This window comes from Lysobacter luteus, from assembly GCF_907164845.1.
In the GTDB taxonomy this organism is placed as follows: domain Bacteria; phylum Pseudomonadota; class Gammaproteobacteria; order Xanthomonadales; family Xanthomonadaceae; genus Novilysobacter; species Novilysobacter luteus.
Window position 1 is genome coordinate 45,698 of the sequence record NZ_OU015430.1, and the last position, 14,890, is coordinate 60,587.

At 70.6% G+C, this 14,890-nt stretch carries 16 protein-coding genes; 15 read left to right on the top strand and 1 reads right to left on the bottom strand.

Annotated features, from left to right (window positions below; translation table 11 throughout):
- Positions 1–7 precede the first annotated feature (7 nt).
- The 13 genes from cpaB (at position 8) to KOD61_RS00295 (ending at position 10,968) form a co-directional block, all read left to right on the top strand.
- Entirely contained in the window at positions 8–793 is a 786-nt protein-coding gene (cpaB, locus tag KOD61_RS00235) for a Flp pilus assembly protein CpaB (protein WP_215219094.1), read from the top strand.
- Positions 790–1,386 (top strand): pilus assembly protein N-terminal domain-containing protein, encoded by a 597-nt coding sequence (locus KOD61_RS00240; protein WP_215219095.1) that lies wholly within the window; start codon positions 790–792, stop codon positions 1,384–1,386. The genes cpaB and KOD61_RS00240 overlap by 4 nt, the downstream gene beginning before the upstream one ends.
- Complete coding sequence (locus tag KOD61_RS00245; RefSeq protein ID WP_215219096.1) at positions 1,329–2,297, top strand: type II and III secretion system protein family protein; 969 nt, start codon at positions 1,329–1,331, stop codon at positions 2,295–2,297. Before KOD61_RS00240 ends, KOD61_RS00245 begins: the two co-directional genes overlap by 58 nt.
- 9 nt (positions 2,298–2,306) lie before the next feature.
- Complete coding sequence (locus KOD61_RS00250; RefSeq protein WP_215219097.1) at positions 2,307–4,010, top strand: ATPase, T2SS/T4P/T4SS family; 1,704 nt, start codon at positions 2,307–2,309, stop codon at positions 4,008–4,010.
- Positions 4,007–4,855, top strand: a complete 849-nt coding sequence (locus KOD61_RS00255) for a type II secretion system F family protein (protein WP_215219098.1) — start codon at positions 4,007–4,009, stop codon at positions 4,853–4,855. Before KOD61_RS00250 ends, KOD61_RS00255 begins: the two co-directional genes overlap by 4 nt.
- Complete coding sequence (locus KOD61_RS00260; protein ID WP_215219099.1) at positions 4,852–5,742, top strand: type II secretion system F family protein; 891 nt, start codon at positions 4,852–4,854, stop codon at positions 5,740–5,742. Before KOD61_RS00255 ends, KOD61_RS00260 begins: the two co-directional genes overlap by 4 nt.
- Positions 5,739–6,098, top strand: coding sequence for a DUF192 domain-containing protein (locus KOD61_RS00265; protein WP_215219100.1), 360 nt, complete (start codon positions 5,739–5,741; stop codon positions 6,096–6,098). The genes KOD61_RS00260 and KOD61_RS00265 overlap by 4 nt, the downstream gene beginning before the upstream one ends.
- Positions 6,077–6,769 carry a TadE/TadG family type IV pilus assembly protein gene (locus KOD61_RS00270; protein WP_215219101.1) on the top strand — a complete coding sequence of 231 codons (693 nt, stop codon included), beginning with the start codon at positions 6,077–6,079 and terminating at the stop codon, positions 6,767–6,769. The genes KOD61_RS00265 and KOD61_RS00270 overlap by 22 nt, the downstream gene beginning before the upstream one ends.
- 1 nt (position 6,770) lies before the next feature.
- Positions 6,771–7,439 carry a hypothetical protein gene (locus KOD61_RS00275; RefSeq protein WP_215219102.1) on the top strand — a complete coding sequence of 223 codons (669 nt, stop codon included), beginning with the start codon at positions 6,771–6,773 and terminating at the stop codon, positions 7,437–7,439.
- A 19-nt stretch (positions 7,440–7,458) separates the two neighbouring features.
- Positions 7,459–8,511, top strand: coding sequence for an OmpA family protein (locus KOD61_RS00280; protein WP_251370603.1), 1,053 nt, complete (start codon positions 7,459–7,461; stop codon positions 8,509–8,511).
- 43 nt (positions 8,512–8,554) lie between these two features.
- Positions 8,555–9,253 (top strand): hypothetical protein, encoded by a 699-nt coding sequence (locus tag KOD61_RS00285; protein ID WP_215219103.1) that lies wholly within the window; start codon positions 8,555–8,557, stop codon positions 9,251–9,253.
- A gap of 80 nt (positions 9,254–9,333) precedes the next feature.
- Positions 9,334–9,837, top strand: coding sequence for a hypothetical protein (locus tag KOD61_RS00290; protein WP_215219104.1), 504 nt, complete (start codon positions 9,334–9,336; stop codon positions 9,835–9,837).
- A 9-nt stretch (positions 9,838–9,846) separates the two neighbouring features.
- Positions 9,847–10,968, top strand: coding sequence for a lysozyme inhibitor LprI family protein (locus KOD61_RS00295; RefSeq protein ID WP_215219105.1), 1,122 nt, complete (start codon positions 9,847–9,849; stop codon positions 10,966–10,968).
- 30 nt (positions 10,969–10,998) lie between these two features.
- Here the strand turns inward: KOD61_RS00295 and KOD61_RS00300 are convergent, their stop codons facing one another.
- Positions 10,999–11,796: a TatD family hydrolase gene (locus tag KOD61_RS00300; protein WP_215219106.1), complete on the bottom strand. Its 798-nt coding sequence runs from the start codon at positions 11,794–11,796 to the stop codon at positions 10,999–11,001.
- A gap of 59 nt (positions 11,797–11,855) precedes the next feature.
- Here KOD61_RS00300 and hrpB point away from each other — a divergent pair, with 59 nt between their 5' ends.
- Together hrpB and KOD61_RS00310 are read left to right on the top strand one after the other, a co-directional pair.
- On the top strand, positions 11,856–14,357 hold the full coding sequence (gene hrpB, locus KOD61_RS00305) for an ATP-dependent helicase HrpB (RefSeq protein ID WP_215219107.1): 2,502 nt from the start codon (positions 11,856–11,858) through the stop codon (positions 14,355–14,357).
- Positions 14,358–14,469: 112 nt separating this feature from the next.
- On the top strand, positions 14,470–14,853 hold the full coding sequence (locus tag KOD61_RS00310; protein ID WP_215219108.1) for a hypothetical protein: 384 nt from the start codon (positions 14,470–14,472) through the stop codon (positions 14,851–14,853).
- Positions 14,854–14,890 lie beyond the last annotated feature (37 nt).

Below are 14,890 nucleotides of genomic sequence, written 5' to 3' on the forward strand. Positions count from 1 at the left end.
ACCGCACATGCCCACAGTGAATCGAAACCTCCTCTACATCGGCGTCGCCGTGCTGCTTGGCCTCATCGCCGCGGTATCGGCGGTTGGCTACATCCGCGCCGAGGTCGACGAACGCACCCGCGAAGCGGCCACCGAAATGGTCCCGGTCGCGGTGCCCAAGCGCGACATGGACATCGGCACCGTCATCAACGAGGAAGACCTCGCGGTGCGCGAGGTGCCGGTCGACTTCGTGCCCGCCGACGCGGTCACCCCGGACAACTACGCCGAACTGATGGGGCGGATGCTGCGCTCCCCGGTGCGCGAAGGCGCGCCGCTCCCGGGCGCCGCGCTGGTGCCGCTGTACGACCAGTTCTCGCGTGTGATCGGCGCCGGCCGGGTCGGTTACACGCTGCAGGTGGACGAGACCAATTCGATCTCGGGCATGGTCACGCCGGGCGACCGCGTGGACATCCTGATGTCGGTCGACCAGGACGGCGGCAACACCCGGGTGATGCCGCTGCTGGAGGACATCAACGTCCTGGCCACCGGCACCCGCATCGGCGAGGAACTGGCCAACGACGAGGGCGGCCTCGGCTTCTCGACCATGACGCTGGAGCTGCAACCGCGCCAGGCCGAGCGCCTGACCGTGGCCGACAAGGCCGGCGACCTGCGGGTGCTGTTGCGCCAACGCGAGGACGGCAGCGCGTTCGGGCTGGACGGACTGACGGAAAGCGAACTGCTGCGCGGCGCGCCACGGCCGGTCGCGCGTCGCCGCACGGGCGGTGTGGAATTCATCATCGGGGGTGGACGTTGAAGCGATTGAAAGGGGCTGCAGGTCGGGCCGGGAGCCTGGCGGCGACGCTGGCGATGGTGCTTGCAGGAGGAAACGCGTTCGCGACGGGCGCCGGCCAGGACGCCGCCGACGGCGCCGAACAGGCGCAGGCGACCATCGCCCAGGCGCGTTCGATGCTCGACGCCGCCGCGCCGGCGCAGCGCGCACCGGAGCCGGCACCCGGCGCGAACTACGTGCCGGAATCCAGCGAGCTGGCGCGCACGCGCGCCGCCAGCCCCGCACCGCTCCCGGACGTCGGGTCCGGCCAGGGACCACTGCCGGCGGAACTGACCCTGTACGGCGGCCAGGTGGTGGTGCACAGCGTCGATGTCCCGCTGCGCCGCGTCGCGGTCGGCAGCGGCGAGCTGCTCGAGGTCAAGACGCTCGGCGGACGCGAGCTGGTGATCATCGCCAGCGAGCCGGGCAACACCGCGCTGCACCTGTGGTTCCAGGACGGCAGCCAGCGCGACGTCCCGGTGACCATCGTCGGTGCCAGGCCGCGCGCGTACTGCAGTCGATGCTCGGACCGGCTGGCAACGCGCGGGTGTCCATCGTCGGCGGCAACGTCGTGGTGACCGGGCAGGACATCAGCCAGGCCGACTGGTACCGCATCGAGGAGATGCGCAAGGCCTACCCGAGCATCGTCAACCTCGGCAGCGTCGACGCGGTCGGCATGCGGCCGATGGTGATGATGGACGTCCAGATCATGGAGTTCGACCGCAACGCGCTCGAGGAACTCGGCATCCGCTGGGACAGCAGCATCGACGGGCCCAACGCCGGCGCGCTGTACGACTCGTCCTCGTCGGAGTTCCGGGTGCTGCCGGATGGCAGCGACTTCGACAAGCCCGAGTTCGACGGCCTGGCCAACCCGATCCAGACAGCGTTCGGGCTGGCGACCTCGATCACCTCGCGCATCAACCTGCTGGTCAACAAGGGCAAGGCCTACGCGCTCGCGTCGCCACACCTGAGCACGCGCAGCGGCGGCGAGGCCAACTTCCTGGTCGGCGGCGAGGTGCCGATCCCGATCTCCTCGCTGTTCGGCCAGACCCAGGTCGAGTTCAAGGAATACGGCATCAAGCTCGACATCTCGCCGGTGGTCAACGGCTCCGACGAGATCATGACCACGCTGATGGCCGAGGTGAGCCGCATCGACCCGAGCATCACCGTGAACGGCATCCCCGGCTTCCTGACACGCCGCACCCATTCGGAGGTCAACGTGCGCAATGGCGAGACGATCGTCATCTCCGGGCTGACCGACATCAACGCCGCAAAGTCGGCCGACAAGTTCCCGATCCTCGGCGAGATCCCGATCCTCGGCCGGCTGTTCCGCTCCGACCGGTTCCGCGCCAACCAGACCGACCTGGTGGTGTTCGTGACGCCGCGCATCGTCGGCCCGGACTCGCAGCATAACCGTGACGGCCTCGAGCAGGCCCGGCGGATCCGCGAGATGTACGAGAGCGACCTCGGCCGCAAGCTCGGGCAGTAGGCAACCACCATGTTCAACGTCCTGATCGAAACCGGAAACCGCGACCCGCGCGAAGTGCGCTGCCTGCACCGCGAGTGCGGCATCGGCCGCGGCGACGGCAACCTGGTGGTGCTGCAGGGCTGGAACATCGGCAGCCGCCATGCCGCGCTCAAGCGGCTGGACGACGGCATCTTCATCGAGTCGCTCGGCGGCGGGCGCGCGGCGGTGCTGGTCAACGGCCAGAAGGTCAAGCACAGCCACGGCCCCCTGACCCGGCACGACCTGGTCGAGATCGGCGAGTACCGCATCCGGGTGGTCAACGAGGACGCCCGCACCGCGCCGGTGGCGGCGGCCAACGAGCCGGTCGCGCCACCAGTGCCTGCGTCACCCGCACCGCTGGCGCCGGCGCCGTCCGATTCGCGCGAGATTGCCCGCGCCGGTGACCTGCCACCGGAGATGAACGTCTGGCGCGCACGCGTGCACGGCGCGCTGGTCAAGCAGATGGACCTGCGCCGGCTGGACGTACGCAGCCTCAGCGACGAGGCACTGCGCGAGGCCACCATGACGCTCATCGACGAGATCATGGCCCGCGAGTTCGCCGACCTGCCCAGGAGCATCAACCCGCGCCGGCTGGCCAAGCAGGTGCTCGACGAGGCGATCGGCCTGGGCCCGCTGGAAGACCTGATCGACGACAACACGGTCACCGAGATCATGGTCAACGCGTTCGACCAGATCTACATCGAGCGCAACGGCCGCATCGAGAAGTCCGAGGTGTGCTTCACCAGCGAGCGCGCGGTGCTGTCGGCGATCGAGCGCATCGTCACCCCGCTTGGCCGGCGCATCGACGAGAGCTCGCCGATGGTCGATGCGCGCCTCAAGGACGGCTCGCGCGTCAACGCGATCATCCCGCCGGTGGCGCTGCGCGGCGCCAGCGTCAGCATCCGCAAGTTCGCCAAGCGCAAGCTCACGGGCGAGGACCTGCTGACCTTCGGCTCGATGGACCAGGCGATGCTCGACTTCCTGACCATCGCGGTGCGCGAGCGCCGCAACATCGTGGTCACCGGCGGCACCGGCTCGGGCAAGACCACGCTGCTCAACATCCTGTCGAACTTCATCCCGGACCACGAGCGCATCGTCACCATCGAGGACGCTGCCGAGCTGAAGCTGGTGCAGCCCAACCTGGTCGCGCTGGAGGCGCGCCCGCCCAACCTCGAGGGCAAGGGCCAGATCACGATCCGCGACCTGGTCAAGAACGCGCTGCGCATGCGCCCCGACCGCATCGTGGTCGGCGAATGCCGCGGCGGCGAGGCGTTGGACATGCTGCAGGCGATGAACACCGGCCACGAGGGGTCGCTGACCACCGCCCACGCCAACAACCCGCGCGAGGCGCTGTCGCGGCTGGAGGTGATGGTGCTGATGTCGTCGATGGACCTGCCGATGACGGTCGTGCGCGAGCAGATCGCCTCGGCGGTCGACCTGATCGTGCACCAGCGGCGCTACCCCTGCGGTTCGCGCAAGGTCAGCCACATCACCGAGATCACCGGGCTGGAGAGCGGCACCATCCAGATGCAGGACGTGTTCCTGTTCCGCCCGCGCAACCATTCCGGCGCGGACGGCCGGGTCGAGGGCGACTTCATCGCCACCGGCGCGGTGCCGGAGTTCTACGAGGAGCTGGCCGAACGCGGCGTACCGGTCGACCTGTCGATCTTCCGCAAGCCGGGAGGCAACGGATGAGCGTCTGGCTGATCGGCGTGCTGGTGTTCGTTGGCGTGGCGGCTGCCGGCATCGTCGCGGTGCAGGCCAGCGAGCGGTTCATGCACCGCTACCAGGAAAGCTTCGTCAACCAGGCGCGGATCAACCTCGCCGACATGTTCATGTTCATGAACACCGGCAGCCTGTTCACCGTCAACGTCGCCCTGCTGGTGCTGGTGCCGCTGGTGCTGTGGGCGGTCACCGGCAACCTGCTGCTGCCGATCGCCGCGGTGGTGCTGCTGGCGGTGCTGCCGCGCAAGATCTACGTGTGGATGCGCCAGCGCCGCATCGACCGCATCCAGGAGCAGCTGCCGGACGGTCTGCTGATGCTGGCCGGCAGCATGAAGGCCGGTGTCGGCTTCGGCCCGGCGATGGAGGCGATGGTCGCCGACGGCATGCCGCCGCTGGCGCAGGAGCTCGCGCTGGTGCTGCGCGAGCAGCGCATGGGAGTGAAGACCGAGGAGGCACTCGACCATTTCGCCGAGCGCGTGCCGGTGCAGGACGTCAAGCTGTTCGTCTCGGCCGTGCAGATCTCGCGCGAGGTCGGCGGCAACCTTGCCGAAAGCCTGACCATCCTGGCCGAGACGCTGCGGCGCCGGCTGATCATGGAAGGCAAGGTCAAGGCACTGACCTCGCAGGGGCGCCTGCAGGGCATCGTCATGGCGATGCTGCCGGTCGCGATGGTCGCCTTCCTCGCGTTCGCCTACCCCGAAACCATGCGGCCGATGTTCCATACCCCGATCGGTTGGACGGTGATCGCCATCTGCGTGGTGATGGAATACCTGGGCTACCGGATGTGCCGCAAGATCATGACGATCGACGTATGAACATGCTGCTGATCCTCGTCGCGTTGTCGGCGGCCGCCGCGGTCGGACTGGTGTTCGTGGCCACCCGCGGCCTGCTGCAGCAGGTGCCGCCGGAAGACCGCCATTACCAGGATCCGCTTCCGCGCGGACTGCAGCTGATCTGGCCGGTGGTGACCGCGACGACGCTGGCGATCGCGCCGCGCCTCAAGTCCGCGCAGCTGGAGAAGACCCACCGCGCGCTGCAGTCGGCCGGGCAGGACTACGTGCTGACGCCGGAGAGTCTGTACGGCCTGCGCGTGGTCGCCGCGGTGATCGTCACCCTGTTCTTCGCGCTGCTGGTACTGATGCTCGGCCGGGCGAGCCTGGCGACGTTGCTGATGTGCGTGCTGTTCGGCGCGCCGCTGGGCTGGATGTACCCGACCCTGTGGCTCAGCGAGAAGCGCAACCTGCGGCGACGCAAGGTCGTCCGCGACCTGCCGACCTACCTGGACTTCATCACCATGGCGGTCGAGGCAGGACTCAACATCACCGGTGCGATCGAGCAGGCGGTGCAGAAGGGGCCGCAGGGGCCGCTGGGCCAGGAGTTCGCCCGCATGCTGCGCGACCTGCGCGCCGGCCTGCCACGCGCCGAGGCGCTGCGCCGGATGTCGGACCGGATGGACATCTCGCAGATCGCCAACTTCACCAGTTCGCTGATCCAGGCCGACCGGGTCGGTGCCAGCCTCAGCGACGCCCTGCGTGCGCAGGCCGGCCAGCGCCGCGAGGAGCGTTTCCTGCGCGCCGAAAAACTCGCGCTGGAAGCGCCGGTCAAGATGATGCTGCCGCTGGTGATGTTCTTCTTCCCGCTGATCTTCCTGGTGCTGGCGTACTTCATCTACCTGCAGATGAAGCAGCAGGGGATCCTGTGAGGGCGGGGCGCCTCTACCGCGGCGGCGCCTGCGTGGTGCCGACGGTGTGGCGCGCCGACCGCTGGTGGTCGCGGTTGCGCGGGCTGCTGGGCCGGCGCCCGCTCGCGGGCGATGCCGCCGAGGCCCTGTGGCTGTCGCCGTGCAGCTCGGTGCACACGTTCTGGATGGGCTACCCGCTCGACCTGCTGTTCCTCGGCCGCCAAGGCGAGGTGCTCGGCTGGCGCGAGGGCGTGAAGCCTTGGCGTGCGTGCGCGCAACGCGGCGCACACGCGACGGTCGAGCTGCGCGCCGGCAGCCTGTCGCGGATCGGCCCGGTCATGGGGGAGGTGCTGCAATGGCAATCGATCGAGGGGTGAGACGCGCCACGCACGCCCCGGCGCACGGGCGGCGCCAGCGGGGGCAGTCGCTGCTGGAGTTCGTCATCGTGGTGCCGGCGTTCCTGTTCCTGCTGCTGGCCGCGTTCCAGTTCATGCTGATCTACCGCGCCAAGGCGACGCTCGATTACGCCGCGCTCGAAGCGGCACGCGCCGGCGCGGTGCACGGCGCCGACATCGACCAGATCCGGCGCGGCCTGATCCGCGGCATCACGCCGCTGTATGTCGACGCGCCCGGGATGGGCGGCGCGCTTGAAGGCGCGGCGAAGGCCGCGGTCGACGTGGTCGCCTACAGCGACATCGAGATCGTCAGTCCCACGCGGAGTGCCTGGAACGATTTCGCCGAGCGGCAATGGGATGGCAGGCGCGCGCTGCCCAACGACAACCTCGCCTTCCGCGACACCCGCGTCGGTGGCAGCGGCCTCAACGTGCAGGACGCCAACATCCTCAAGATCCGGGTGCGTTACTGCTATCCGATGATCGTGCCGTTCGTGGACCGCGTGATCGGTGGCCTGTCGGCGCTCATTACCGAGGGCGACACCTGGCGCGAGGACCTGCGCTGCTCGATCGGCCACTACAGCCGCATGCGGCTGGAGTCGTACGCGATCGTCCGGATGCAGTCGCCGATCAGCAATCCGTCGCGCCTGCGCTGACATGCGACGCGTTGCCGGCATCGTGTTGTGTCTGTGCACGCTCGCGCTCGCGCCCGCGACGGGCGCCATCGCCGGCGACGGCAGTGGTGAGGGCGTCTTCGACGTGACCCTGCACGCGCGCGCGACCGGCATCGGCCCGGTGCGCGGCGATGCGGTGATGCCGATGACCGTTCGGCTGTCCGGTGATCGCCTGCGGATCGACTTTGAAGTGTCGCGGGGCCAGGACGGTTACCTGCTGGCCGACACCGCGGCCGACCAGGCCTGGCTGGTCAGTGTCAGTGGCGATGTCGCGCTGCCGGTGCCCGCACCGGCGTGGACCGCCTTCCGGCTGGACCCGGATGCACCCTGCACCGACATGGGCGCGCGCTGCGAGCCCGGCGCGGTCGACGTCATCGCCAACCACCTGGTGCGCACGTGGCGCTACCGCCACGCCGACGGTCGCGGTCCGGACGGCACCGACAACGGGACGCTCTGGGTCGATCCGCGCACGGGCCTGCTGCTCGCGTTCCGCGGGCGGCTGGCCGGTCGCGAAGCGATCCGCGGCTACGAGGTGGTGGCGGTGGAAGCCGGCCCGCTCGACCCCGGCCTGTTCGAGCTGCCGCGTACCATCGAGCAACTGGAAGACAATGCCGGCGCCCGCCACGCGCGGTCCCGCGCCGGCACCCCCTGACACCCAAGGAGCCGTACCGATGAACCACGACCTGTCCCGTCCCCTCCGGATCGCGCTGCTGGCCGTCCTGCTTCCGGCCGCACTTGCCGCCTGCGGTGACCGCAACGCCGACGGGACGGATGGCGCCACGCCCGACACCCCAAGCGCGGACGGTGCGGACGCCGCGCCGGAAGGGGCGCCGGCGCCAGCGCCCGAGGCCCCCAAGCCGGCCGAACCGCAGGGCTTCGACATCGCGTCGGTGCCGGTGTCGGAGGCGGCACTGGGCGACTTCCCGTACTTCACCCTGCCCACCGGCTACCGGCACCCCAACCGGCCGATCCCGGTGCGTGACTTCGACCGCGTGGCGGTGTGGACAGGCGACCGACTGGAGTGGGTCGAGGGACGCGTGTTCGAATCGCTCGTGCATGCCGAGCGCGGCAAGGGCTGGTCGCGGCTCGAGGTGGTGCGCAACATCGACCACCAGATCGCGCAGGCCGGCGGCGTCAAGGTCACCGAGTCGGAGCCGCCGAAGGACATCATCGACGCCTGGGACGAGGAGCAGGCGTACTCGCAGGGCCGCGGCGACATCTACAACGACAAGGTCGCGACCTGGCTGGTACGCCGCCCGGACCGCAACATCTGGCTGCACTTCGTCGGCAACACCGCCAGCGGCTCTTGGATGGTGATCGAGTCGGCGCCGTTCCAGGCAACCGCCGCACTGCTGCCGGCCAGCGAACTGAAGCAGCAGCTCGATGCCGACGGCCGCGTCGCCCTGCAGGTCAACTTCGCCACCGACAAGGCCGAGATCCTGCCGGACTCGCAGCCGCAGATCGAACAGGTTGTGCAGCTGCTCAGCGACGACCCGGCGCTGAAGCTTTCCATCAACGGCCACACCGACAACACCGGCGATGCCGGCCACAACCTGCAGCTGTCGGAGGCGCGCGCCGCCTCGGTGGTCGCCGCGCTCGCGGCTGGCGGCATCGACCGCGCACGGCTCCAGGCCAAGGGCTTCGGCCAGGCCGAACCGGTCGCCGACAACGCGACCGAGGATGGCAAGGCCCGCAACCGGCGGGTCGAGCTTGTCCAGCTGTAGGTCCGTCGCGCAACGCTCGGGCACGCGCTCGGGCACGCCGGCGTTGTCCCCGGCCGCGCTCGCCAGCTGCCTGGTGGTGATGGCTGTGACGGCGTGTGCCCAAGCGCATCCCGAACGGGCCGTGACCAGCGGAAGCGTCGCCCTGACGCCGTCGGCGTCCATCGACACATCGCCCGTCTGTGCGGCCTTGCAGGAAGCCAGCGGCTATCGCGCGCCTTCGGCACTCGCTCCGGATTTCAGCCGGTCGACCCATCGCATCCTTGAGGTAACCGTCGCGCCGGTCCGCTATGCATCACGGCCGGAGCGCGTGCCCGACGGCGTGCCGGTCCAGCTGGGCTACGCGCTCAACGACGCCGACGAACTGGAACTCACCCTGTGCGTGTGGAGCGACGCCGGTGCGACCCGCGCGCATGCCGGCACCTTCGGTTCGGAGGGCGGGCGGCACGCGGTCGCGCAGTCGATCTTCATGGCCGATGCCGACGCGGATCCCCAGCAGGAACTGGTTGTTCTGCTGGGATGGGCGGTGGACAACGCGCGGGACACATCCGGAACGTTCTACGCGTGGCACGTCTACGACATCGGGCATGCAGGCGGGCAGCTCCAGCGGTTGAAGCTCGAAGACGAGTCGCTGGTGTCCGGGTTTGATGGCGTGCGGGAGGGAGAACCGGTCACGTATCCGCTCAGGGATGAGCGTGCTTTCAAGGCATACCTGCAGGATCTCCAAGCGCGGCGCTTGAAGTGAAACGGACGCGTGCCGGTGTTGTGGCGACGCGACCGCGCGCGGTACGGTCTGCCCTCCCACTTTGCACAAGGACGTCTGCCATGGATCTCTCCCGCTACGCCATCACATCGGCACTCGCTCTGCTCGCCACCGTCATGCTGTCGGCATGCAGTGCGCCCGACGCGGAACCAACCGCGCCACTCCCGGACAATGCGGCCGTCGTCGCCGCGACCACGGCGCCGTCGCCGGTGGCCCCGGTCAGCGCGCCAGAGAGCGCGCCCGTCGCCACCGTCGACGCCGCAGACCTGCCGACCGGCCCGGGGATGGACCGGTTGCGTGGGATGGTCGGCATGAGCGCGAACCTGTTTGCACTTGACCAGGCGTGCGCGCCGGGGCGGACCGACGCGGCCACGGTACGCAATGCGGCGCGCCAGGTGCCCGGGCGGCAACAGCTGGGGCTGAGCGATGCCCAGATGGATGCGCTGTTCGACGCCGAGTACGCGAAGGCCAGGCAGAAGCTAGATGCACTTACCACCACGCAGCTTGCCGACACCTGCAAGGAAATCGAGGACCAGGTCCGGGCCGCGTCGAAGGCAGGCCCGTAGGCGGTGGCCGTGGCGGTCGCTTTGCGCCCCACGCCTTTGACCCGGCAACGCGCATCGCGCCTTGCCGCGGTTTCGCTCGCAGTGCTGCTTGCCGCTCCGGCGGCTGCCGCCGACTGGAACTGGGCCGACGATCCCGCGTCGCGCCGTCCCGAATACGCCAGCTCGGTGGCGGCCTGCGAACGGGTGCGCGACCTGCAGCCACCGGCCAGCGACCGCGCCGACCCGGCGCAGGCGGCTGGACTGGCCGACTGCGATGCCGAGGCCCTGTACTACGGTATCGGCATGGCGGCCGATCCGGTGCGGGCGCGACAGTGCGCCCTGCGCAATGTCGACTCCGTCGGCGCGGACAATGCCTTCCTGTTCGCCGGCAACGACCTGCTGCTGACGATTTACGCCAACGGCGTCGGTGCCGAGCGCGACCTCGAGCTCGCCACCGCGCTGGCCTGCCGGATGCGGGGTGCGATTGCCGAAGTGCACGGCCGCGTCAGCCATCTGCAGGCGATGAAGGACTCGGCCGACCCGGGTACCGGCTTCCACTTCTGCGACGACATCACCAGCGGGCTGGCGATGGGCTATTGCGCCGGCCACGCCGCGCGCCTCGACGCGCAGGATCGCCGCCAGCGCCTGGCCCGGCTGACCCGGCCGTGGCGCGAGGCCGACCGTGCCGCGTTCGAACCGTTGCAGGCCACCGCCACCGCGTTCGCCACGACCAGCGCCGACAACGAGGTCGACATGTCCGGCAGCGGCCGGGTGGCCTTCCACGTGCAGCACGAACAGCGCACGCTCGACGCCTTCGTCGCGCTGCTGGCAACGCTCGAGTCCGACAGCCTGCCGATCGCCAGCGCGGACGAGCGCGCCGCCGCAGACGCCCGCCTCAACCGCGTCTACCGGCAGCTGATGGCGCCGCCCGCGCCGGGCGAGGAGGCGTCCGGTGGTGATCCCGACCGCATCGGCTTCGGCACGGTCACACGCCCGGACATACGCGTCGCCCAGCGCGCATGGCTGGCGTACCGGGACGCATGGGTCGCATTCGCCGCCCAGCGCTACTGGAAATTGGAGGACAGCGTGGCGACGTGGCTGACCCGGCGCCGCGCCGACGACCTGGCGACCCACCTGTCCGGGCGCGACTGAGCCGCCGGCAGCAACGGAATGCGGCGTGGTTCAGCCGCCGCCCGGCAAGCCGAAGAACGCACGCGCGGTGGCCGTGCTGTTGGCCGCCGTCACGGCGACCTCCTCGCCGCGGTCGCGGGCGAGCTCCTCGACGATGTGCGCCAGGTACATCGGCTCGTTGCGCCGGTGCGACGGCGCCGGGCGGACCGTGCGCGGCAGCAGGTAGGGCGCGTCGGTTTCGATCATCAACCGGTTGGCGGGGATGTTGCCGACCAGCTCGCGCAGGTGCTGGCCACGGCGTTCGTCGCACAGCCAGCCGGTGATGCCGACGTGCCAGTCCTGGTCGAGGTAGTCGAACAGCTCGGCGCGGCTGCCGGTGAAGCAGTGCACCACCGCAGGCCCCAGCCGGCCCTCGAACTCGCGCATCACGGCCATGAAGTCCGCATGCGCGTCGCGCTGATGCAGGAACAGCGGCTTGCCGGTCTCGGCGGCGATCTGCAGCTGCATCGAGAACGCGCGACGCTGCGCCGGCCGCGGCGAGAAATCCCGGAAGTAGTCCAGCCCGCACTCACCCACCGCGACCACCTCGGCGTGCGCGTGCAGCGCGCGCATTTCCGCGTCGCACTCGGCGGTGTACTCGCTGGCATGGTGGGGATGCACGCCGGCGGTGGCGAACAGCTCGCCGGGGTGGGCGCGGGCGAGCGCCAGGGCTTGCGGCGAGTGTTCGCGGCTGGCGCCCGTGACGACCATCTGCACCACGCCGGCCTCGCGGGCACGCTGCATCACCGCGTCGCGGTCGTGGTCGAAGGAGTCGTGGGTGAGGTTGGCACCGATGTCGATCAGATCCATGGCGCCATTGTAGGAGGCCGATGCAGCAGTGGGCCCAGGGACGGCTCCTACAATGGGCCATGCGATTCCCGATCGACGACCTGCTGCCGCGCATCCGCGACAGCCTCGCCAGCCACCCGCGGCTGGTGCTGGAGGCACCGCCGGGCGCCGGCAAGACCACCCAGGTGCCGCCTGCGTTGCTCGATGCACCGTGGCTGGCCGGGGGTCGCATCGTGATGCTCGAACCGCGCCGGGTCGCCGCCCGTGCGGCGGCCAGGTTCATGGCCGGCCAGCGTGGCGAGCTGGTCGGCCAGACCGTCGGCTACCGCATCCGCTTCGACCGCCAGGTGACCGATGCGACCCGCATCGAGGTCGTCACCGAAGGCATCCTGACCCGGATGATCCAGGACGACCCGGCGCTGGAGGGCGTCGGTGCGCTGGTGTTCGACGAGTTCCACGAGCGCCATCTGTCGGCCGACCTCGGCCTGGCGTTGGCGCTCGATGTGCAGGCGGCGTTGCGCGAGGACCTGCGCATCGTGGTGATGTCGGCGACGCTGGACGGCGAGCGGCTGGCGCGGTTCATCGATGCACCGCGGCTGTCCAGCGCCGGGCGCAGTTTCCCGGTGGAGGTCGCGCACTTCCCGCCGCGACGCGACGAGGCGCCGGAGCACCACCTGCGCCGCGCGGTCGAGCACGCACTCGCCAGCCATCCCGGCGACGTGCTCGCGTTCCTGCCGGGACGCCGCGAGATCGACCGCGCGATGCGCGCGCTCGCGGACTCCAGTGCCGACGCCGAGTTGCTGGCATTGCACGGCGACCTGCCGGTAGAGCAGCAGGCCCGCGTGCTGCAGCCGGCCGATGACGGCCGACGCCGGGTCGTGCTCGCGACCAACGTCGCCGAGTCCAGCGTGACCCTGCCGGGCGTGCGCGTCGTGGTCGACAGCGGGCTCGCACGGGAGCCGCGGTTCGACCCCAACAGCGGCTTCGGCCGGCTCGACGTGGTCCACATCGCCCAGTCTTCGGCGGACCAGCGCGCCGGTCGCGCCGGCCGCGTCGCGTCAGGTTGGGCGTACCGGCTGTGGCCGCAGTCGCAGCGGCTGGAGCCTCAACGCCGGCCGGAGATCAACCAGGTCGAACTGTCCGGCCTCGCACTGGAACTGGCCGGCTGGGGCGACGCCGACCTGCGATTCCCGGACCCGCCGCCGCCGGGCGCGCTGGCGGCCGGGCGGGAGTTGCTGCAGCGGCTCGGCGCGCTCGACGGACAATCGATCACTGCGTTCGGCCGGCGGATGCTTGCGCTCGGTACCCACCCGCGGCTGGCGGCGATGCTGCTGGCGCCCGACGACGACAGCGAACGCGCGCTGGCCTGCGACCTCGCTGCACTGGTGGAGGCGCGCGATCCGCTGCGTGCCGGTGGCGACGCGTTCGCTGCACGCTGGCAGGCACTTGTCGCATTCCGGCGCGGCAGCCCGCCGCACGACGCCTCGCGCGGCGCATTGGCGGCAATCGACCAGGCCGCGCGGCAATGGCGCCGCCGCCTGCGTGTCGATGTCGCGCCGCCGGCAGACGCACCCGCGCACTTGATCGGCGACCTGCTCGCCCACGCCTGGCCGGACCGGATCGCCCGCCAGCATCCGGCCGACCCGCTGCGCTACCAGCTTGCCAACGGTCGGGGGGCGCGCCTGTACGACGACAGCGTGTTGTTCGGCGAGCCTTGGCTGCTGGTGGCCGAGTTGCGCGACGACAGTCGCCAACCCGGACGCGACGCCCGCATCCTGCGCGCGGCACCGGTGGATCCAGGTCGGCTCGAGCGTGACTGGCCAGCGCGCTTCACCACCCGGGACCGCGTGTTCTGGGACACGGACCGCAACGCCATCGCCGCGGTGCGCGAACGCCGCTTCGACAGCATCGTGCTGGATCGCCGGCCGATCGCGCAGCCCGACCGGTCGCGCCATGCCGAGGCACTGGTGGATGCGGTGCGCCAGCTCGGCCTGGACGCCTTGCCGTGGACCGGCGCACTGCGGCAGTGGCGTGCGCGCGTGCGCAGCCTGCGCCACTGGAGTCCGGAACTCGGCCTGCCGGACCTGTCCGACGCAGCGTTGCTCGATACGTTGCCGCAGTGGCTGCAGCCCGCGCTTGCCGGCAAGACGCGGCTCGATGCACTCGCCGCCGACGCGCTCGCGGAAGCGCTCAAGTCCGGGATCGACTGGCCGACGCGCCAGCGGATCGACGCGCTTGCGCCGATCCGGGTTGCGGTGCCTTCGGGACTGCAACGCGACGTGCGCTACGGGTTCGATGACGAAACCGGCGAACCGGTCGCGCCCGTGCTGGCGGTCAAGCTGCAGGAGCTGTTCGGCTTGGCCGACACGCCGCGTATCGTCGAAGGCCGGGTGCCGCTGACGCTGCACCTGCTGTCGCCGGGCGGGCGACCACTGCAGGTGACCGGCGACCTGCGCGGGTTCTGGGAGCGCACCTACCCGGAGGTCCGCAAGGAGATGAAAGGGCGGTATCCCCGGCACCCGTGGCCGGACGACCCGTGGTCGGCGACGGCGACGCACCGCGCGAAGCCGCGGGGGACCTGATCGCCCGCGTCGCGACGTTCAGCCGCCAGCCGGCTGCGGCCGCGCGGCTCACGCCGGCTCAACGCGCTGCTGGGGACACTCTGCCCACGTTTCCCCCAAGGCCCCATCGCTCATGAGCAGACTCGACATGATCCCCGACCGCGCCCTGCAACTGGCCAGCAGCGTCGGCGACAGCCTTCGCCACGCCGTTCCCGGCGGCGCCGGTCGCTGGCTGGACGCCGGCGCCAAGCTCGGCGCGATCAAGGGCGGCGCGCGCGTCGCCGGGTTCTTCGTGCGGCGCCATCCCGCGCTGGTCGCGGCCACTGCCGCCGGTGCCGGGTTGCTGTGGTACGCCGCGCGTCGCAAGGCCAAACAGGCCGAGACCGCGCCGATCGACGGCAGCGCAAAACGCGTCGAGGCGCGCCGCTCCAACGGATCGACCGCGCGCAAGCGTTCCTCGACCGCACGCAAGGGCACCCGCTCACGCAGCACCGCAAGCACGCCAACTGCCGACTGAGTTCGAGGTTCTTCCCAGGGATCCTCGCCGGCAGCGC

What these genes read in the sequence shown, in the direction of transcription:
- cpaB (WP_215219094.1), top strand. Translation starts at nt 8, where the DNA reads ATGCCCACAGTGAATCGAAACCTCCTCTACATCGGCGTCGCCGTGCTG.
- KOD61_RS00245 (WP_215219096.1), top strand. Translation starts at nt 1,329, where the DNA reads ATGCTCGGACCGGCTGGCAACGCGCGGGTGTCCATCGTCGGCGGCAAC.
- KOD61_RS00250 (WP_215219097.1), top strand. Translation starts at nt 2,307, where the DNA reads ATGTTCAACGTCCTGATCGAAACCGGAAACCGCGACCCGCGCGAAGTG.
- KOD61_RS00255 (WP_215219098.1), top strand. Translation starts at nt 4,007, where the DNA reads ATGAGCGTCTGGCTGATCGGCGTGCTGGTGTTCGTTGGCGTGGCGGCT.
- KOD61_RS00260 (WP_215219099.1), top strand. Translation starts at nt 4,852, where the DNA reads ATGAACATGCTGCTGATCCTCGTCGCGTTGTCGGCGGCCGCCGCGGTC.
- KOD61_RS00270 (WP_215219101.1), top strand. Translation starts at nt 6,077, where the DNA reads ATGGCAATCGATCGAGGGGTGAGACGCGCCACGCACGCCCCGGCGCAC.
- KOD61_RS00275 (WP_215219102.1), top strand. Translation starts at nt 6,771, where the DNA reads ATGCGACGCGTTGCCGGCATCGTGTTGTGTCTGTGCACGCTCGCGCTC.
- KOD61_RS00280 (WP_251370603.1), top strand. Translation starts at nt 7,459, where the DNA reads ATGAACCACGACCTGTCCCGTCCCCTCCGGATCGCGCTGCTGGCCGTC.
- KOD61_RS00290 (WP_215219104.1), top strand. Translation starts at nt 9,334, where the DNA reads ATGGATCTCTCCCGCTACGCCATCACATCGGCACTCGCTCTGCTCGCC.
- KOD61_RS00300 (WP_215219106.1), bottom strand. Translation starts at nt 11,796, where the DNA reads ATGGATCTGATCGACATCGGTGCCAACCTCACCCACGACTCCTTCGAC.
- hrpB (WP_215219107.1), top strand. Translation starts at nt 11,856, where the DNA reads ATGCGATTCCCGATCGACGACCTGCTGCCGCGCATCCGCGACAGCCTC.
- KOD61_RS00310 (WP_215219108.1), top strand. Translation starts at nt 14,470, where the DNA reads ATGAGCAGACTCGACATGATCCCCGACCGCGCCCTGCAACTGGCCAGC.